Genomic DNA, 19,475 nt, shown 5'->3' on the forward strand with positions numbered 1-19,475 from the left:
GCAGGGACCTACGACCATGACCATCCTGACCCAGGAACAGACCAAACACATCACCGACCGCGTCCTCTCGTTCTCGAAGGCCGACGAATGCATCGTCACCGTGAGCGGCAGCCGCAACGGCAACATCCGCTTCGCGCGCAACCAGGTCTCCACCGCCGGCCTCGCGGACGACACCAACATCTCGGTGACGGTCGCTTTCGGCAAGCGCCAGGGCACCGCGACCATCAACGAATTCGACGACAAGTCGCTGGAAAAAGTCGTGCGCCGCGCCGAGGACCTCGCGCGCCTGGCGCCGGAAAATCCGGAATTCATGCCGGCCGTGTCGAAGCAGGACTACAAGGCGTCGCAGACCTTCAACGCGAAGACGGCCGCCATCGATCCGGAATTCCGCGCGCAGACCGCGGCGTACGCGATCGAAGCCTGCAAGAAGAACAAGCTCGTGGCCGCCGGCTTCTTCACCGACGGTAATCAGGTCTCCAGCGTGGCCAACTCGAACGGCGTGTACGGCCACCAGCAGCAGACGAGCCTCGATTTCACCTGCACCGTGCGCACGGAAGACGGCCGCGGCTCCGGCTGGGTCAAGCGCTCGGCCACCGACGCGAACAGGTTCGACGCGCGCGAAGCGGCCGACGTCGCGATCGAGAAGGCGCTGCGCTCCGTCGACGCGAAGGCGCTGGAACCGGGCCGCTACACCGTGATCCTGGAACCGGCCGCCACGTCCGAGCTGCTCGGCTACATGCTGTTCGGCTTCGACGCGCGCCAGACCGACGAAGGCCGCAGCTTCCTGTCGAAGAAGGGCGGCGCCTCGCGCCTGGGCGACAAGCTGTTCGACCAGCAGGTCAACATCTGGGCCGACCCGTGGAACCCGGACGTGCCCGTGCTGCCGTGGGATACCGAGAATCTCATCGCGCGCAAGCGCATGGACCTGATCAAGGACGGCAAGGTCAATGCGCTGAACTACTCGCAGTACTGGGCCAAGAAGAAGGGCGTGCCGGCGACGGCCACGCCGGGCAACATCATCATGGCCGGCACGGACAAGTCGACGGCGGAGCTGATCGCCAACACGAAGAAGGGCGTGCTCGTGACCCGCACGTGGTACATCCGCATGGTCGATCCGCAATCGGTGCTGCTGACGGGCCTCACGCGCGACGGCACGTTCTACATCGAGAACGGCAAGATCAAGTACCCGATCAAGAACTTCCGCTTCAACGAGAGCCCGGTCACGATGCTCAACAACATCGAGGAGATCGGCAAGCCGGTCGTCATCGGTGGCGACGAGGTGCCGTTCCAGATGCTGATTCCGCCGATGAAGGTCCGCGACTTCAACTTCACGTCGCTGTCGGACGCGGTTTAACCCACGGCACGAGTAACGTCGTCCCCGGACTGGCCGTCCGCCTTGGCGGGGATCCAATTTCGTTTGCGGCATCGGCACACGTTGCGTGTTCGCACACATACCTTGGGTTCCCGCCTCCGCGGGAACGACGGTTTTGCGGTAATGGAGAATTCATGGAACGCCGTACCTTCCTCAAAATCGGTGCCGGCACGGCCGGCGCCATGCTGGTCCCCGTGTTCGGCAACGCGATCGCCGCCGAGGAACTGTTCAACCCTCTCGCGTTGAGCTTCAAGAAGTCGCTGGCCGATACCGCGATGGACGCCGCGAAAAAAGCGGGCGCCTCGTATTGCGACGTGCGCATCGGCCGCTACCTGAACCAGTACATCACCACGCGCGACCTGAACGTCGAAAGCGTGACGAATACCGAATCGACGGGCATCGGCGTACGCGTGATCGCCGCCGGCGCCTACGGCTTCGCCGCCACGAATTCCCTGACCCCGGATGCCGTCGCCGGCGCCGCGCGCCAGGCCGTGGCCATCGCGAAGGCCAACGCGAAGCTGCAGACGGAACCCGTGCAGCTCGCGCCCGTGAAAGGCGTGGGCGAAGTCGCGTGGGCCACGCCGATCAAGAAGGATTGGCGCACGGTCCCCGTGAAGGACAAGGCCGACCTGCTGATCGCCGCGAACAAGGCGGGCCTCGCGGCCGGCGCCAGCTTCATGACGGCGAACCTGTTCCAGGTGAACCAGCAGAAGTATTTTGCATCGACCGACGGCTCGTACATCGACCAGGACATCCACCGCCTGTGGGCGCCGATCAACGCGACCGCGGTCGACAAGGCGACGGGAAAATTCCGCTCGCGCGCGGGCCTGGCGCCGCCGGTCGGCATGGGCTACGAGTGGTTCGACGTGAAGCCGGCGCACAAGGTGCGCGCGGCCGGCGGCGTGGCCACGCTGTACAACGGCGGCTACGACATCGTCGAGGAAGCGAAGAACGCGGGCCGCCAGGCGCGCGAAAAGCTCACGGCGAAGAGCGTGGACCCGGGCAAGTACGACCTCGTGCTGGCGCCGGAAAACCTGTTCCTGACGATCCACGAATCCGTCGGCCACCCGACGGAGCTGGACCGCGTGCTGGGCTACGAAGCGAATTACGCCGGCACGAGCTTCTGCACGCTGGACAAGTGGGAGTCGCGCAACTTCAACTTCGGCTCGAAGATCGTCAACTTCACGGGCGACAAGACGGCGCCGGGTTCGCTGGGCGCCGTGGCCTACGACGACGAAGGCGTGCCCGCGAAGCGCTGGGACATCATCAAGGACGGCATCCTCGTCAACTACCAGGCCACGCGCGACCAGGCGCACATCATCGGCGAAAAGGAATCGCACGGCTGCTCGTACGCGGACAGCTGGAGCAACGTGCAGTTCCAGCGCATGCCGAACGTGTCGCTCGTCCCCGGTACGCAGAAGATGACCCCGGACGAGATGGTCAAGGACGTCAAGAAGGGCATCTACATCCTCGGCCGCGGCTCGTATTCCATCGACCAGCAGCGCTACAACTTCCAGTTCGGCGGCCAGCTGTACTTCGAGATCAAGGACGGCAAGATCGGCCGGATGCTGGAAGACGTGGCGTACCAGTCGAACACGCAGGACTTCTGGAATGCGTGCACGGCGATCTGCGATGAGCGCGACTGGCGCATGAGCGGCTCCTTCTTCGACGGCAAGGGCCAGCCGAGCCAGGTCAGCGCCGTCTCGCACGGCACGTCGACGACGCGCTTCAACGGCATCAACGTGATCAACACGGGCCGCAGGATCGGCTGAACAGAATGGCGACGTACGACTTCTACTTCACGCGGCTGACGTACGAGTCGGGCGACTGGGACGTGGACCAGCGCATGCCCAGCAACGTCCTGAACTCGCTCGTCGAGTACACGACATTGCGGGTGGATACCGCCGAGCGCATCGTCGCCCTGGCGGATCCAAAGATGCTCGAAGCGCCGTTCTGCTACCTGGCCGGACACAAGCTCGTGCAGTTCACGCCGGCCGAGCGGCGCAACTTCGAGCGCTACGTGAAGGGCGGCGGCTTCGTGTTCGTGGACGACTGCAACCACGACATCGACGGCCTGTTCGCCAAATCCTTCGAGGCCGAGATGGCGCGCATCTTCGGCCCGAAGGCGCTGCACAAGATCCCGAATAATCACCGCCTGTATTCCAGCTTCTTCCACTTCGACGGTCCGCCCAACACGTCGGTGGAGCTGAACGGCTGGGGCGACGATCTCGTGCACGAATACCTGCGCGCCATCGAGGTGGGTGGCCGCATCGGCGTGCTGTACTCGAACAAGGACTACGGCTGCGAGTGGGACTACGACTTCCGCAACAAGCGCTGGCTCGCCGTCGACAACACCCGCTTCGCGGTGAACATCATTCAATATGCGTTAGGAGCGTAGCAAGTGGCTGAAGCTGCATGGACTGAGAACGAGATCGCCGACCTGGCGGCAAAGGTGGACGCGCTCAAGGCGAGCATGGGCCGCGTGATCATCGGCCAGCGCGACGTGATCGACCTGCTGGTGACGTGCCTGCTGGGCGGCGGCCATGCGCTCGTCGAGGGCGTGCCGGGCCTCGGCAAGACGCTGCTCGTGAAATCGCTGGCGCAGGCGACCGACATGCAGTTCCGGCGCGTGCAGTTCACGCCCGACCTGATGCCGTCCGATATCGTCGGCACCGAGATCCTGGAAGAAGACCAGGCCACGCGCCAGCGCGTGTTCCGCTTCCAGCCGGGCCCCGTGTTCACGCAGGTGCTGCTCGCCGACGAGATCAACCGCGCGCCGCCAAAGACGCAATCCGCGCTGCTGGAAGCGATGCAGGAACGCAGCGTGACGTTCGCCGGCCAGACCCACAAGCTGCCGAAACCGTTCTTCGTGCTCGCGACGCAAAACCCGATCGAACAGGCCGGCACGTATCCGCTGCCGGAAGCGCAGCTCGACCGCTTCCTGCTGCGCATCGACGTCGGCTACCCGAGCGAAGACGAAGAGATGATGATGGTCGGCGCGACGACGCACGCCGGCCTGGCAGATGCCGATCCCGCGATGGACCTGGAGACGCTGCTGCGCCTGCAGCTGCTCGTGCGCGACATCGAGATCTCGGAGTCGATGCTGCGCTACGCGACGCGCCTCGTGCGCGCCACGCGCCCGGCGGATTCGCCCGTCGAAGCGATCCGCAAGCACATCGGCTGGGGTGCCGGCCCGCGCGCCGGCCAGGCCCTCGTACTGGCATCGAAGGCGCGCGCGCTGATGCACGGCCGCCTCGCCGTCACGCGCGACGACGTCAAAGCCATGCTGCTGCCCGTACTGGCGCACCGCGTGCTGCGCAACTTCGAGGCCGAGGCGGACGGCATCGCCATCGCGGACATTCTCGCCGCGCTGCACGCCGGCATCCGGGCCGAGTAAAACGTGCTGTCTTCATCGTCGCTGATCGCGCACGCGGCCAACCTCGACCTCGTGGTGCGCCACGTGCTGGCGGGGCTCGGCCACGGCATCCACGCCGGCCGTGAGCGGGGCGCCGGCGTCGAGTTCTCGGAATACCGGGCCTATGCGCCCGGCGACGAGTGGCGCCGCGTCGACTGGAAACTCCTCGCGCGCGCCGATCGATATTATGTGCGCGAGGCCGAGCGCGACAGCCACGTCGCCGTCTGGCTCGTGCTGGATGCGACCGCGTCGATGGCGGAACCCAGCCGCAGCATCGAAGGGCTCACGAAACTGCAGTATGCGCGCGTGCTGCTCGCGTGCGTGGCCGCCATCGCGCAACGCCAGGGCGATGCGTTCGGCCTTGTCGTGTGCCGCGGCGAGCGCGCCGACTTCACGCCGGCCGCGCGCGGACCGCGCCAGCTGCAGCGCGTGCTGGCGCGCCTGAACGGCGTCGAGGCGGGCGGCGTGCTGCCCGGCGCCGACACCCTGCGCGCCAGCCTGCATTTTTCCCGCGCGCCCGGCGTCGTGTGCGCGGCCAGCGACTTTCTCGACTGGCCGTCCCCGCTGTCCGACGCGCTGCTCCGGCTGCGCCGCATGCGCCACGACGTGCGCGCCCTGTGCCTGCACACGCAGGCCGAGGTGGATGCCGCGTTCGACGCGACACCGGCTTACCGCGACCCCGAGCACGGCGGCGCCGTCTACCGCTTCGGTCGTGACGTGAAGGAAGCGTACGTTCGCAACCGTGCGGCGCACTTCGACGAGGTCGTGCGCGCGTGCCGCAAGAACGACGTGCCACTGGTCCAGGCGCGCATCGAGCAGGCGCCCAGTGATGTCCTGCGGGCGTGGTTACGGAGGGCGCAGGCCGCATGAACGGAATGAGCTTGTGGTGGTGGGCGCTGCCGGTCGTGCTGCTGCCCATCCTGTGGCACCGCCAGAAACGCGAGCAGGCGAAGACGGCCTTCCTTGCCTCGGCACGCTTCCTGCCGGCGGCGGAACCGAAACAGCAGCGCGTGTGGCGCTGGCACGACGTGATCCTGCTGGTGCTGCGCTGCTTGCTGCTGGTGACCCTGATCGCGCTGCTGGCCGACCTCGTGCTGGCGTGGCGCGGGGACACGGTGCTGGTCGTGCCGGGGACGCCGCCGGCGGTCGTCGACAAGGAGGCTGGGCAGCGCATCACCTTGCCCGATCGCGATGCGGTGACGTGGCTGCACGCGCACGAGCGCGAATTCGAACCGGGTGCGCGCCTGGTCGTCGCCGGCGACGCCGTCATGCCGGCCGTGCTGCCGCGCTTCCGTCACGCCGTCGAGTTGCGCACGGTGGCGGCGCCCGCGGCACCGGTCGAACGTCACGTCGCCGTCTTCAGCGACCGTGCCGACGCGTGGCACCGGTTGTTCGCGGCGGCCGAGGGCGTGTGGCATATCGTCGTCGATGCGGCGCCGGGCCCGCGCACGGAGCTCGTCGTGTGGGACCGACCCGACGCGCCGCCGCCCGGCCTGCGCGCACCGCTGTGGCGCGCAGAGCCACCGCGCGATGCCGACGGCGCACGCGCCCTGTTCGCCGCGTGGCAGCGCCGGTATGTCGGCGTACAACCCTACACGGCGCCCGCGCAGGCGCTCGAGCCGGACGCCGCTGCGCCGGCCGGCCCGGCGTCCGGCGCGCTGCGCCACTGGCTGGGTCTCGCGCTCGTCGTGCTGTTCGCACTTGAAAGGATCGTGACCCATGTCCGGCGCCGCTGATCTCGCGCGGCGCTTGTGGCGCGCCGCATTGCTGCGCCGGGCCGGCTTGTGGGTCGTTGGCGCGCTGCCATGGCTGCTGCTGCGCTCCGGCCCCGGCCTGCTGGCGTGGTCGGCGTTCTGCGCGTGGGACGGCCTGCACCTGCAACGCCACGTGGCGCATGGCTGGACGCACTGGATCGACGGTGCCGTGCCCGAGATGGAAGACAGCGCCGCGCTGCTGGCGCAGGAACCGCAAACGCAAATGCCCGTCGCGCGCCTGCAGCGCGAGCGCCTGCTGAAGCGCATCGATGCCGCGCTGCCGCCACGCCGCGTGCGCGCCATCGTGGCCGCGCACGTGCCGTTCGGCTGGACGTGGTTGCTCGCGAATCTCGCGCTCGCGGGGCTGGCGTGGGGTTCGACCTTGCTGCCGCATGCGGCCAGTCCGCAAGCTGCCGCCCATGCGGCCGGCCGTCCGGTAGCGGCAGCCGCGGCGCACGCGGGGCTGGTCTTGAAACTGGCGCCGCCGTCGTACACGGGCGTGGCGCCATGGGAGTCTCCGCCGAAGGATGCGCAGGTGCCCGAGCAGACCGCGGTCGAATGGTGCCTGGACGATCTACAGAAGGCAGATGAAACCATCGAACTGAGCGACGGCCAGACCCTGCACGCGGGATCCGCTTGCGCGCGCTGGACGGCGACGGAATCCATCTTCTGGCGCTGGCGCGGCACGCGCTACACCCTGAAGGTGATCCCGGACCAGCCGCCGGACATCGCCGTCACGCAGCCGAACGACATGACGAAAGACCTGTCGCGCGATGCGAAGAGCGCAGCCATCGCGGTGACCGTCACCGACGACTACCGCGTCCAGCAGGCCACGCTGCACCTCACGCTGGCGCGCGGCAGCGGCGAAAACATCCGCTTCAGCGACCGCGAACTGCCGCTGCCCGCGTCGAGCGACCCGCGCCGGCGCAGCTGGACGAAGGACTGGCTGCTGACGGACCTCGGCATGGAGCCGGGCGACGAGCTGTACTTCTTCGTGCGCGCGAGCGACAACGCGGCGCGGCCGCACACGGTGCAGTCGCCCACGGTCACGCTGCGCCTGCCCGCGCCGCCGTCGGAACAGGCGGACGAGACGACGGCGCTGCCCACGCTCGTCAAGCCGGAAAGCCTGCGCAGCCAGCGCCAGGTGATCATCGACACGGAGCAGCTGGTGGCGGACATGCGGTCGAAAAAGATGCGCGACGATGAAGTGCGCGAGCGCAGCGAAAGCATCGCGTCCGACCAGGCCGCGCTGCGCCGCCGCTACGGCCAGTTCCTCGGCGAGGAATCCACGCTGTTCGGCAAGGACGACGACCATGACGATGATCATGGTCACGGCGCGGGCGCCAAGCTCGACGTGCTGCACGAGTTCGGCCACGCGCACGATTCGGTCGAGAACGCGACCCTGTTCGACGACGCGACGAAAAAGCTGCTGCGGCGCGCGCTGTCCGCGATGTGGGATGCGGAAAAGGCGCTGCGTGCCATCACGCCGAAGACCGCGCTGCCGCCCGAGTACAAGGCGCTGGAAGCGGTCAAGGAATTGCAGCAGTCTGAACGCATCTATCTGCACAAGACGGCGTTCGCCCCGCCGGCCATCAAGGAGGACAAGCGCATGAGTGGCGACATGGCCGGCGCGGCCAGCTACAAGCGGGCGCAATCGGACGCCGCGGAGATCGTCCCGGCGAACCTGCGCGACCTCGTGCAGGCGCTCGGCGGCGACGGTCCGCTGCCCGCGCTGTGGACGCGCACGGCGCACGACTGGGTACGCGAACGGATCACGGACGACGAGCAGCGGCTCGCGGCGCAGCGGACGATCCAGGACGTGGCCGACGGCAAGCCGGCCGCGCGTGCGCAACTGGCCGCGTGGCTGCGCGGGGGCGTGACGGATGCACCGGTGCTGCTGCAGGCGCGGCCCGTCGTCGAGACGCCGTTCGCGAAGGCGCTGCGGGGAGGCGAACGATGAGCGCCGTCGCCGCTGTCGTCATCGGCGTGCTGGCCGCGCTCGCGTATGCCGCGCGCCGGCGCTGGATCGATGCCGTGCTCGCGCTGGTCGCGGGCGTGGCGCTGGCGGGTACGGTCGGCGAATTCGCGTTGCCGGGCGAGGCGGGGGCCACGCTGACGGTCGATGCGGCCGACCCGCCACGCACGCTGGCCGGCGTGCGCACGTTGCGCCTGTCCGGCGACGGCCTGCGCGCGGCCGAATGGGACGACCTGCCGGCCCGTCCGCTCGACTGGAAAAAGCCGGATACGCCGGCCATCGATCTCGACTTCCCCCGCACGATCGCGCTGGGCCGCGTGTTCACGTTGAAAGTGCACCGCTCGTGGTCCGCGCCCGGCCGCCTGCAACTGCTGGCGGAGAACGGTCAAGTACTGGCCGAAGCGAAGGGAGACACGGACCTCGCCGTGCAATGGCTGCCGCCCGTCGCGGAACGGCTCGTGTTGAAGGCGCGCCTGCAGGACGCCGCGGGCAAGGTCGTCGACGAAGGGCCCGTGCCGTTCACGGTGACGGATCCCGCGCCGCTGCAGGTGCGGGGACGGTTCGGCGCGCCGTCGTTCGACCTGCGCGTGCTGGACGACCTGCTCGCGGCCAGCGGCGCCGTCATCGACTGGCAGGTCGAACTGGGTAAAGGACTGGAACGTGCCGAGACGGCGCGCGCGGAGATGGACAAGCCCGAGCTGGAGATCGTCGACGCGGCCTGGTTCGAGCGGGCCGGCGCCGCCACCCGCGCCGCGCTGCTGGCGCGCGTGGCCGGCGGTACGCGGCTGCTCGTGCTGGGCGCGAATGCGCGCGATGCCGGCACGTGGGCGCGCAGCGTGCAATTGCCGCTGGCGCCGCAGCCGGCCAACAAGACCATCGGCACGGTGCTGCCGACGGCGTCCGGCGGCTTGAATCCGGCCGGCGAGCATGCCGGCGAGTGGACCGGCAAGGACGGCTTGTGGACGCGCGACTGGAAAGACGGCCGCATCGCCTGGCTGGGCGTGGGCGACTGGCACCGTCATGCGATCGCGCAGCCGCGCCAACTGGCGCTGTGGTGGCAGGACGTTCTCGACCGCCTGCGCGTGCAGCGCCGCGCGGACGTCGCATGGCTCGATCCGGAGGAGATGCCGCTGCCGCACCGGCGCCTGGCAGTCTGCGCGCGCGGCGTGAGCGGCACCGTGACCATCGCTGAGTTGAAACAGACGCTCGCCTGGCAGCGCCGCCCGGAACACGTGGATGCCGCCTGCGTGGCCGTGTGGCCGACGGCCAGCGGCTGGCTGCATGTGCAGACGGGCACGAACGACGGCCAGGTGTACGTGTATGCGCCGGGCGACTGGCCATTGTGGCAACGCAGCGAACGCCGTGCCGCGACGGAGAAGTATGCGGCGCGTACGCCGGCGCCGGTCGCACCGGGCACGCGGCCGCTGCCCGTGTGGCCGTTCGGCGTCGTGTTCGCGCTGGCGATGCTTGGCTTGTGGTGGCGCGAACGGCGCTGAATTTGCCAACCCTTCGGCAGGATTTTTGGGAACGTGCGATGATCGTTCATCGTCCTTCGAGCCACTGCCGCCATGTCTGAATCCGCCCCACGCCACCCCGACGGCCGTTTCCGCAACGTCGTCCCGCGCCGCCGCCAGGGCATCATGGAGATGCTGGCGCTGTTCTGGAAAGTGTCGACGACGAAGCCGAAGACGGCGGTTCCCGACCAGCCGCTGCCCGTGCAGCCGGTGACAAGGGCCGACATCGAATCCGCGCCCGACGCGAGCCTGTGGCGCCTGGGCCATTCGACGATGCTGTTCAAGCTCGCCGGCCGCTACTGGCTCACGGACCCCGTGTTTTCCGAGCGCGCGGCGCCGGTGCAGTGGGCCGGTCCGAAGCGTTTTCACGCGCCGCCGATCGGCATCGAGGCGCTGCCGCGGCTCGCCGGCGTGATCCTGTCGCACGACCATTACGACCATCTGGATTACGACAGCATCAAGCGCCTGATTCCCAAGACTGACCAGTTCATTACGCCGCTCGGCGTGGGCGACCGCATCGTGCGTTGGGGCGTCGACGCGGCGAAGGTGCGCCAGCTCGACTGGTGGCAGTCGACCGACGTGGAAGGGTTGCGCCTGACGGCGGCGCCGTCGCGGCATTTCTCGGGCCGGAGTCTCAGCGACGGCGACCGCACGTTGTGGGTGTCGTGGGTGATCGAGGCGGCGGGACTGAAGCTGTTCTTCAGCGGCGACACGGGCTACCACGACGACTTCAAGACCATCGGCGAGCGTTTCGGCCCGTTCGACGTGACGTTCGTCGAAAACGGCGCCTACAACGAGATGTGGCCCGAGGTGCACATGCTGCCCGAGGAGACGCTGCAGGCGCACCTGGACCTGCGCGGGCGCTGGCTGGTCCCCGTCCACAACGGCACGTTCGACCTGGCGCTGCACCCGTGGTACGAACCGTTCGAGCGCATCGCCGATCTTGCGCGCGCGGCCGGCGTGAAGCTGGCGACGCCGATGATGGGCGAGCGCCTCGCGCTCGCGCAGCCGCAGGAAGGCGCCGACTGGTGGCGCGAGGCGATGCCCGCGCCGGCCCTGCCGCTCACGCACCCGGCGCGCTGACCACCAGCTTGCGCTTGCCGTTCGGCGCCAGCGGGATGTCGCTTTCTTCCTGCAAGGTGATGTCGAACCGGTCGCCCCAGCGGCGCCGCTGGGCGTCGAGCAGGAAGGCGCGCTGGGCGGCGTCGAGCGGGCCGTGGCGTCCCACCACCGCGAGGACGATTTCGCCGGGCCGCCGCTGGCGCACCTGGTACAGGCGCACGACGTCCCACGTGGCTTCGTCGATGACGATGGAGAGGCCGGGGATGCGGTTGCCGGCGCGGTCGATCAGGAATTCCTGCGCGCGCCCGTCGATGGCGGCGCAGCGGCCGCTCGCGTCGATCACGCCGTAGTCGCCGGTGCGGTAGCGGATCAGCGGCATCACGTCGTTCCACAGCGAGGTACCCGCGATTTCCGCGCGCTCGCCGTCCCAGCGGTTTTCCGACCAGCCGTACAGCGGCTGGAAGCGATAGTCCGCGCCCGCAAGCCCGGTGCACGTGGCGAAGGCCAGGTTCGTGCGTTCCGACAGGCCGTAGTTGAGCGAGACGGGGCAATCGAACAGCCGGCGCAGCGCCGCCAGTTGCGCGGGCGTGACGGGCTCGGACGCCAGCAGCACGGCGCGCACGCGGAAACCCAGGTCGCCCGGATCGAGCAGTTCGGCCAGCGCCGCCGCGGAGCTGGGATACGCATGCACGTAGTCCGGGCGGAAGCGGTTGAGCGCATCGAGGATGGCGGCGCGGTGCGCGGCGCCGACGTGGTAGGGCGACAGCATCAGGCGGTTGCCCGCCACGCGCACCGGCGGCTCGTGCGCGTGGCGGCGCGCGTCGGCGCCGATGCGCAGGATGCGCGATTTGTCGAACGAGAAGCCGAAGCGCCCCCACTCGTGCGCAAAGAAGGCTTTTTCGATGTCGGCCAGGCGCTTGTTGCGCCACATGCCGATGCCCTGGCCGGACGAGCCGCCGCTCGTCGCGTACAGCAGCCGGCGCGGATCGAGGCGGCTGTCGAGGAAGTCGCGCTGCCGCGCCATCACTTCGTCCTTGGTCAGCCAGGGAAAGGCGGCCAGCACCTCGGCGAGCGGTTCGTGCGCCGCCTCGGCGGGGCTGACGCGCACGGTGCGGCGGTAGTGCGGCACGTGCGCGAGCGCGTGCACGAGGATGCGGCGCAGGCGGCGGCGCGCGAGTGTATCGACGGCCGCGGCGTCGCCGGCGAGCAGCGCGCGCAGGCGGAAATAGTCCGGGTGGTACAGCAGGCGGGCAGGAAGATACGGGCGCCACGCGTAATAGCGGCGCGCCAGCCAGCCGTACAGGGCGGCGCGCTCAAGCATCGAGCAGGCGCCGGAAGTCGGCCGGCGACGCGTCGCCGAGCCCGAGGCTCGCCAGGGTGCGCGCGTCGGACTCGCTGTGGAAGTCGCGGTCGAGCAGGCCTTCGGCGATCACGATCAGCGCATCCGCCACCGGCGTCGGCACGTCCATCAGGCGCCCGATCGAGGACAGCAGGGCGAGGCCCATCGGCACGTCTTCCGTGATGAAGCGCGTCTCCATGCTGGCCGGTCCTTTCGGGCCGCCTTCCCGCGCGTAGCGGCGGAACACGGCCAGCGCGGGTTCGTCCAGGTCGTCGGCGTTGCGGAAGCGGCACTCGTCGAAATACGGCGACGGCCGCCCGCCCGTGGCCGCGATGACGGCGTTCTTTTCCGCGTCGAGCCGCGCCAGCAGGCGCAGGACCGAGGGCGTGAACGCTTCGCGGTACATCCAGAATTCGCCTTCCGCGTATTCGATGCGGCTGGCCGACAGCAGCGTGCCGATCGTGTGGACGACGAGGTTAGGATTGTGCAGCGCGGATTCGACCACGTTGGTGCGGGTCGCGACATACGTCGGGAACAAACGGGCCGCGCGGGCCAGACCTTCGGCCGCGCGGGTCCGCGGCACGAAGGCCAGCGCGTTGCGCACGTTGCGGAACAGGATGTCGACGGTGCCCGGGGCGACGAGGCGCGCGTCGTACGGCAGGCTTTCGCCTTCCGCCAGCAGGAACCCGGCGCGGGCCTGCCAGGGCAGGAAGTGGAACGACCCCAGGTAGCCGGGCGCCAGCAGCACGAGCGGGCGGCCGTCGAGCCGGGGGCCGATCAGCGCGGCGACGTGCGGGTGGCACTGCGTCTGCGTGGTGACGACGACGGCGTCGGGCGCGATGTCGAAGGCTTCGTCCGGATCGCGTGTGGCGAGCGCCAGTGCGGCCGTGCGCGGTGTGCCGGCGCCGGCCCTGCCGTTCACCGTGATCGTGCGCGTTGCGGCGACCGCGTCGAAGTTCTCGTCATGCAGCGCGCGCGACGTCTTGAGCAGGGCGACACGGTGACCGTCCAGCGCCAGCAGGGCCCCGAGCGCGCAGCCGGCATTGCCGGCGCCAACCATTAACACGTTCATGCTTGAGCCTCATCAGAATCGTCGATGACGTTTCATGACAATGCCCATTACACTTTTGGTTGAGTTGCGCTGGCTCAGTCGTATGCGCCGCGCATGAGGGAACTATTTGCGGTAGCGGTAGGTCTGGAGGGGGCCGTCCGGGAAGCTGACGGTTTCGGCGGCGATGGCCCCGGCTTTCAGTGCGACGCGGCGCGACGCCTCGTTGCCGGGCTTGATCAGGCTGATCAACGACGTCATGCCGAGCGTGCCGAACGCGACGTCGCGCACGGCCCGCGCCGCTTCCGTGGCGAGACCGCGTCCGCGCAGCGCGGGCACGATCATCCAGCCCAGTTCCGCTTCGTCCCACCCGGCCGGATGGAACAGGCCGACGCGGCCGACGAAGCTGCCGTCGGCGGGATCTTCGAGCATCCACGCGCCGTAGCCGCGCATCTGCCAGTGCCCGATCAGCATGGCGAGGTGCAGCCAGGCGTCCGTCCGGTCGAGCGGGCGGCCCTGGCCGATGTAGCGCATCGTGTACGGGTCCGCATGCAGGGCGGCGAATGCCCCCGCGTGGCGGGCTGCCGGAACGACCAGTTGCAGGCGCGCGGTGCGCAGGAGCGAGATGTCGGTGGCCATGCCCCATGCTAGCCCGAGCCGGGCCGGGGCCGGCGCACGATCAGCCGGCGTGGTCGCGCATCCACTCCTTCAACCCGTTGACCCAGCCCTTGGCCGGCAGGTTGTAGCGCCGCTTGATGTCGGCCGCGCGCTCGTACAGCACGGCGAAGTCGATCTGCGGCGCGTCCCTGAACGCGACGACGACGATGTTGGCGTCGTGGACCTCGGGCAGCCAGACGACGGCGTCGAACGCGTCCCGCATCGCATCGAGGTTCTTGTCGTAGTTGGAAAAATCGCCGAACACGTTGGCGGTCATGATGCCGCCATCCTTCAGGCAGGCGGCGCACGCGGCGTAGAACTCGGGCGTATCGAGCACAGGGCCGCGCGCTTCCTCGTCGTACAGGTCGACCTGCAGCACGTCCACCGTGCCGTGGTTGGCGTCGTCCATCACGAAGTCCAGCGCGTCCATCTCGCGCACGTCCAGGCGTTCGTCGTCGGGTCCCAGGCCAAAGTGTTCGCGGCAGATGGCGATCACGTTCGGATTCAGCTCGACGGCAGTCACGCGCGCCTGCGGAAAGCGCTGGTGGCAGAACTTCGTCAGCGCGGCACTGCCGAGGCCCAGCTGCACGATACGGCGCGGATTCGGCAGGAACAGCATCCACATCATCATCATCTGGACGTATTCCAGTTCGATCGCATCGGGGCGCGCCAGCCGCATCGAGCCCTGCACCCACGAGGTGCCGAGGTGCAGCGAGCGCACGCCTTCGAATTCGGTGATCGTGGCTGGCGGGTGGCCGGGCTGGGCGAAGCGGGGATCCCTGGCGTTGGTCATTACGGCAGCGACCACGCGTACTGGACGGGCTGCCACGCCGCGACCGTATGGCCATTCTTCAGCGCGGGCTTGAAGCGGCACAGCCGGAGCGCGGCTTCGGCGGCGTGGTCGAGGATCGCGTAACCGCTCGACTTGAGCAGGCGCGATTCGCGCACGGTGCCGTCGCTGCCGACCAGGAAGGCCATCATCGACACGCCGCTCATGCGCGCCTGCAGCGCTTCCTGCGGATAGACGGGCGGCGCGCAATGCTGGCCCGGCACCTGCTGCTGCGGCGGTTGCTGCGGCTGCGCGGGCGCGGAGGCCGTACGGGTGGCAGGGGACTGGACGCAGCCGGCCAACAGCGCCAGCGCGGTCATGCAAAACAAAGGTAGTCGGATCATTCTTCGCGTACTCCAACGTCGACGAAACCGGGAGTATCGCACGATCGTGCGCTTTCGCGGCAAATTCGGGGTCACAGCACATTATAAATGGTCGATACGCTCAACGTCGCCTATTGTGCGGGTAAGTACGAGGAACGGCGATCAATGCGCGGGACGGCGCCGGAAGAAAGGGACCTGACCCCAAATCTGAGCAATTTCCTAAAACCGGGCTCTGACCCCGAAGTGTCGAGTTCAGGCGGGCAGGATCAGGGTGACGGCCAGGCCGCCGCCCTCGCGGTTGCCGAGGGTGATGCGGCCGCCGTGGGCTTCGGCGATTTCGCGCGCCAGCGCCAGGCCGAGGCCCGTGCCGCTGCGCTTCGTCGAGTAGAACGGGACGAGGGCGTTCGTCAGCACGGCGTCGTTCATGCCCGTGCCGCGGTCGAATACGTCGATGCGGACCACGTCTTGCACGCGCCGTACGTGCAGTTCGACGTCTTCCGGGCGCGAGCCGGATTCGTGGGCGTTCTTCAGCAGGTTGAGGAGCGCCTGCTCCATCTGCGCGCGGTCGATGTGCGCCGGAGATTCCGGCAGTTCGCCGCCGAGGCGGAACGCCACCTGGTCCGCCAGGCCGGCCACGAAATCGGACCACGCGATCGTCTCCAGGCGCGGCGCCGGCAGCTTGGCGAAGCGCGCGTAGCCGAGGATGAAGCTCTCCAGGTGGCGCGTGCGTTCGCCGATGGTCTGCAGGATCTGCGGCAGGCGCTCCGTCTGGCCGCGCCGCACGAGTTCCGTGCCGGAGTGCGCGAGTGACGCAAGCGGCGCCAGCGAGTTGTTCAACTCGTGGCTGATGACGCGGATGACTTTTTTCCACGTCTGCACTTCCTGGCGCCGCAGCTCGGCCGTCAGCTGGCGCAGCAGCAGCAATTCGTGGCGCCGGCCGTTCAGGCTGAAGTTGCGGCGGGCGAGGTGATAGACCTCTTCCTCTTCGCCGTCGCCGGCCGTGAACAGGCCGTCGCCGCCGCGCGCCAGTGCTTCCACGAGGGCCGGCGTTTTTTGCAGCACGTCGTGCAGCGCGTGGCCTTCCAGCTTATGCCCCTCGAACAGCAACTGGCGCGCCGCCACGTTCGCGTAGACGACAACGCGTACATTGCGGTCGGCGGCGCCCGGCGGCTCCGTCACGAGCAGCATGGCGACGGGCGTGTTCTGCACCATCGTGTCGAGCAGCAGTTCGCGCTGCACGAGGTCCAGTCTCTGCTCGCGCAGCACTTCGCCCAGCGCGTTGTGGGCGGCGATGAGGTCCGACAGTTCGTCGTTCTGCGGCCAGTGCAGGCTGAACGAAAAATCGCCGTCGCGGTAGCTGGTGACCGTGCCTTCCAACGCGCGGAACAGCGACAGGATCGGCTGCACCTGCGAGCGCAGGGTGATGATGGATATCGGCACGACGCACAGCAAACAGATGCCCAGCACCGCGAGCGGACGGCCCGGCAGCAGATGGTCGAGCGCCAGCGCGATGATGATCCCGACCGCCAGCAGCGTGCCGACGAGGGCCGACCAGCGCGTGACGAGCGACAGCCGGAATTTCATACGGTGCGGGCGATGCCCAACCGCTCCATGCGGCGATACAGGGCCTGGCGCGACAGCCCGAGTTCCGCCGCCGCCTGCGCGATCACGCCGCCCGCGCGTGCGAGCGCCTGCGTGATGGCGTCACGGTCCGGCTCCGCGTCGAGCGCGACATGGGCCGGCAGCGGCAGGCCGAGGTCAGGCGCCTTGATCACGTCGCCCTGGGCCAGCAGGTTCGCACGCGCCATCACGTTCTTCAGCTCACGCACATTGCCAGGCCAGTTGTGCGCGAGCAGCGCGGCTTCCGCGCCCGGATGCAGGGTCTTGCCGCGCGGGAGGAAGCCGTGCGCCAGCGGCAGGATGTCGCCGGGACGCGCGGCCAGTGCCGGCAGCTTCAGTTCGATCACGTTCAGGCGGTAATACAAATCTTCGCGGAAGGCGCCGGCGCGGATCATCGCCGCGAGATCCGCGTTCGTCGCGCTGATCACGCGTACCTTCACCTGGCGCTCGCGGTTGGAGCCGAGGCGTTCGAAGCGCCCCGTCTCCAGTACGCGCAGGAGTTTCATCTGCCCGGCCAGCGGCAGGTTGCCGATCTCGTCGAGGAACAAGGTGCCGCCGTCGGCCGCCTCGAACTTGCCTTCGCGCGCCTTCGAGGCGCCCGTGTACGCACCGGCATCGGCGCCGAACAGCTCCGCCTCGATCAGTTCCGAGGGCAGCGCGCCGCAGTTCAGCACGACGAACGGACCGTCGCGGACCATCGAATTGGCCTGGATGATCTCGGCGATGCGTTCCTTGCCCGTGCCGTTCGGCCCCGTGATCAGGACCGGCACGTCGGCGCGCGCCACCTGGCAGGCGAGGCTCAGCACGCGTTCCGTCGCGGGGTCGGCCCACACGAGGCCGCGCAGGTCGAACTGCTGTTCCAGTTCGCGCCGCGCGCGGCGTTCGCGCTGCAGGCGCTGGCCCAGCGCGCGGTTGGCCTGTCCCAGTTCGATCAGGTTCGTCACCGTCGCGAGCAGGCGGTCGTCGTTCCACGGCTTCGACAGATAATCGGCCGCGCCGGCCTTGATCAGGTCGACGGCCGCGTCCAGGTGCGTCCACGCCGTCAGCAGGATCACCGGCAGGTCCGGATACAGCTTGCGGATCTCGCGGAACAGCGCCACGCCTTCCTCGCCCGACGTGGTGTCGGCCGTGAAGTTCATGTCCTGGATGACGAGATCGACGGGCTCGCGCGCGAGGAGGGCAAGCCCTTCCTCGGGCGAGGCGGCGCGCAGCGAGGCGATGTCGTGCAGCGAAAACAGGACGTCGAGCGCGATGCCGACGGCGGCGTTGTCATCGATGATCAATACGGTAGGCATGCCCGCTAGCATATCACTGCCGGGTCACACGCTGCGCGTCGCGGTGGCCGGCGAAATGCTGGCCGCGCGCCATGCCGGACCGTAGGCCGCCGCCACGCCCAGCAGCCAGAAGCCGAGGGCGCCGAACACGAGATAGCCGGCCGGCAGGCGCGCCATCTCCAGCTTGCTGACGAGGAGCTGGTTCAGCGCGAGGCCCAGCGCCACGCCGCCGAACACGCCGGCGCTCGTGATCATGAAGTTCTCCGTGATGAAGTAGCGCAGGATGTCGGTCTTCCTCGCGCCCAGCGCGCGCCGCACGCCGATCTGCTTGCGGCGCTGCGTGACCCACAGGCTGGCCATGCCGACGATGCCGCTGGCGGTGATCAGCAGGAGCAGCACGCTCACCGTGACGAGCATCCACTGCAGCGCGACGTCGGCGCGGTAGCGGTCCTTGCGGTCGTCGTCGACGGTCTTCATCTTCGTGATCATCGGCGTGGCCGACGACTTGCGCAGCGCGTCTTCCACTTCCTTCATCACCCGGTCGCGCTGGCCCGGTTCGGTACGGATCGCGTACAGGACCACCGGTTCGCTGCCGTACAGGCGCGCCGGCATGATCACCGACTGCTCGCCCCGTTCGCCGACTTCGCCGTGGGCGCTCATCAGGGCCTGGACGACACCGACCACCTGCACGCCGCGGGCATCCTTGCCGGTGCCGAAGTACATCGTCTTGCCGACGGCCGGCTGCTCCGGCCACAGTTTGTCGGCCAGCGGTTTCGTCAGGATGACCTGGGGCGGCGGTTCGGCCGTCGTGTCCTCGTTCACGTCGAGGAGCTCGGCCGGCAGGAAGTCGCGGCCCTCGACCAGCTTCAGGCCGAAGGTCTGCACGAGCGAGTCGCCGGAAACGAACTGCGAGGCGACGGCGCTCGGCTTGTCCTGGCGGTCGTTGACGGCCACGCTCGTGTTGCTGCCGCTGCGCGACAGCGGCATCTGGCTGACGTGGGCGACCGACGCGACGCCGGCCACGGCGCGCAGCACGGCGGTCTGGCGCTTGATGTTGGCCAGCCGCTGCTCCGGCGTGTCGTTCGACAGGTTGCGCACCGTGATGTAGAACGTCGAGTGCTCGTCGGCCAGGCCGGACGGCCGCGCGGCGACGGCGCGCCGCTCGTTGACGATGTGGGCCGCGTTGGCCAGGATCGCGAGGCTCAGGGCGACCTGCAGCGCGACGAGGATCGGGCCGGTCTTGTTGCGCAGCAGCGCGGACAGGATGGGGCGGATTTCCATGGCGGTTCTCCT

17 protein-coding genes are annotated in these 19,475 nt (G+C 68.9%); 9 read left to right on the forward strand and 8 right to left on the reverse strand.

The genetic code is table 11. From position 1 onward, the window contains the following. Positions 1-16 precede the first annotated feature (16 nt). From ACEN98_RS17090 to ACEN98_RS17130, 9 genes are all read left to right on the forward strand, one after another. Complete coding sequence (locus ACEN98_RS17090; RefSeq protein WP_413386062.1) at positions 17-1,354, forward strand: TldD/PmbA family protein; 1,338 nt, start codon at positions 17-19, stop codon at positions 1,352-1,354. Positions 1,355-1,506: 152 nt separating this feature from the next. After that, positions 1,507-3,144, forward strand: a complete 1,638-nt coding sequence (locus ACEN98_RS17095) for a TldD/PmbA family protein (protein WP_413386063.1) — start codon at positions 1,507-1,509, stop codon at positions 3,142-3,144. A 5-nt stretch (positions 3,145-3,149) separates the two neighbouring features. Then, complete coding sequence (locus ACEN98_RS17100; RefSeq protein WP_413386064.1) at positions 3,150-3,770, forward strand: DUF4159 domain-containing protein; 621 nt, start codon at positions 3,150-3,152, stop codon at positions 3,768-3,770. 75 nt (positions 3,771-3,845) lie between these two features. Then, on the forward strand, positions 3,846-4,769 hold the full coding sequence (locus ACEN98_RS17105; protein ID WP_413389053.1) for an AAA family ATPase: 924 nt from the start codon (positions 3,846-3,848) through the stop codon (positions 4,767-4,769). A 3-nt stretch (positions 4,770-4,772) separates the two neighbouring features. Next, on the forward strand, positions 4,773-5,657 hold the full coding sequence (locus tag ACEN98_RS17110; RefSeq protein ID WP_413386065.1) for a DUF58 domain-containing protein: 885 nt from the start codon (positions 4,773-4,775) through the stop codon (positions 5,655-5,657). Beyond that, complete coding sequence (locus ACEN98_RS17115; protein ID WP_413386066.1) at positions 5,654-6,523, forward strand: hypothetical protein; 870 nt, start codon at positions 5,654-5,656, stop codon at positions 6,521-6,523. Before ACEN98_RS17110 ends, ACEN98_RS17115 begins: the two co-directional genes overlap by 4 nt. Then, positions 6,507-8,501 (forward strand): hypothetical protein, encoded by a 1,995-nt coding sequence (locus ACEN98_RS17120; protein WP_413386067.1) that lies wholly within the window; start codon positions 6,507-6,509, stop codon positions 8,499-8,501. Before ACEN98_RS17115 ends, ACEN98_RS17120 begins: the two co-directional genes overlap by 17 nt. Continuing rightward, the gene (locus ACEN98_RS17125) at positions 8,498-10,012 is read left to right on the forward strand and encodes a hypothetical protein (protein ID WP_413386068.1); all 1,515 of its coding nucleotides are present in this window, start codon (positions 8,498-8,500) and stop codon (positions 10,010-10,012) included. The genes ACEN98_RS17120 and ACEN98_RS17125 overlap by 4 nt, the downstream gene beginning before the upstream one ends. Before the next feature lie 72 nt (positions 10,013-10,084). After that, positions 10,085-11,113 carry an MBL fold metallo-hydrolase gene (locus ACEN98_RS17130; protein ID WP_413386069.1) on the forward strand — a complete coding sequence of 343 codons (1,029 nt, stop codon included), beginning with the start codon at positions 10,085-10,087 and terminating at the stop codon, positions 11,111-11,113. Here the strand turns inward: ACEN98_RS17130 and ACEN98_RS17135 are convergent. The 8 genes from ACEN98_RS17135 to ACEN98_RS17170 all read right to left on the reverse strand — a co-directional run bounded on the left by ACEN98_RS17135 (position 11,094) and on the right by ACEN98_RS17170 (position 19,463). Then, positions 11,094-12,413 carry a hypothetical protein gene (locus ACEN98_RS17135; protein ID WP_413386070.1) on the reverse strand — a complete coding sequence of 440 codons (1,320 nt, stop codon included), beginning with the start codon at positions 12,411-12,413 and terminating at the stop codon, positions 11,094-11,096. The two genes, ACEN98_RS17130 and ACEN98_RS17135, sit on opposite strands and share 20 nt — an antisense overlap. After that, complete coding sequence (locus ACEN98_RS17140) at positions 12,406-13,503, reverse strand: NAD/NADP octopine/nopaline dehydrogenase family protein (RefSeq protein ID WP_413386071.1); 1,098 nt, start codon at positions 13,501-13,503, stop codon at positions 12,406-12,408. Before ACEN98_RS17140 ends, ACEN98_RS17135 begins: the two co-directional genes overlap by 8 nt. A 102-nt stretch (positions 13,504-13,605) precedes the next feature. Beyond that, positions 13,606-14,118 carry a GNAT family N-acetyltransferase gene (locus ACEN98_RS17145; protein ID WP_056329139.1) on the reverse strand — a complete coding sequence of 171 codons (513 nt, stop codon included), beginning with the start codon at positions 14,116-14,118 and terminating at the stop codon, positions 13,606-13,608. Positions 14,119-14,158: 40 nt separating this feature from the next. Further along, the gene (locus tag ACEN98_RS17150; protein ID WP_413386072.1) at positions 14,159-14,929 is read right to left on the reverse strand and encodes a methyltransferase domain-containing protein; all 771 of its coding nucleotides are present in this window, start codon (positions 14,927-14,929) and stop codon (positions 14,159-14,161) included. Then, positions 14,929-15,309 carry an energy transducer TonB gene (locus tag ACEN98_RS17155; protein WP_413386073.1) on the reverse strand — a complete coding sequence of 127 codons (381 nt, stop codon included), beginning with the start codon at positions 15,307-15,309 and terminating at the stop codon, positions 14,929-14,931. The genes ACEN98_RS17150 and ACEN98_RS17155 overlap by 1 nt, the downstream gene beginning before the upstream one ends. Before the next feature lie 231 nt (positions 15,310-15,540). Continuing rightward, positions 15,541-16,872, reverse strand: coding sequence for a sensor histidine kinase (locus tag ACEN98_RS17160; protein WP_413386074.1), 1,332 nt, complete (start codon positions 16,870-16,872; stop codon positions 15,541-15,543). Next, positions 16,869-18,203 (reverse strand): sigma-54-dependent transcriptional regulator, encoded by a 1,335-nt coding sequence (locus ACEN98_RS17165; protein WP_413386075.1) that lies wholly within the window; start codon positions 18,201-18,203, stop codon positions 16,869-16,871. The genes ACEN98_RS17160 and ACEN98_RS17165 overlap by 4 nt, the downstream gene beginning before the upstream one ends. A 24-nt stretch (positions 18,204-18,227) precedes the next feature. Next, positions 18,228-19,463 (reverse strand): ABC transporter permease, encoded by a 1,236-nt coding sequence (locus ACEN98_RS17170; protein ID WP_413386076.1) that lies wholly within the window; start codon positions 19,461-19,463, stop codon positions 18,228-18,230. Positions 19,464-19,475: the final 12 nt, after the last annotated feature.

The sequence above is a fragment of the Massilia sp. CT11-137 genome, from assembly GCF_047302885.1.
Classification (GTDB): domain Bacteria; phylum Pseudomonadota; class Gammaproteobacteria; order Burkholderiales; family Burkholderiaceae_D; genus Telluria; species Telluria orientalis.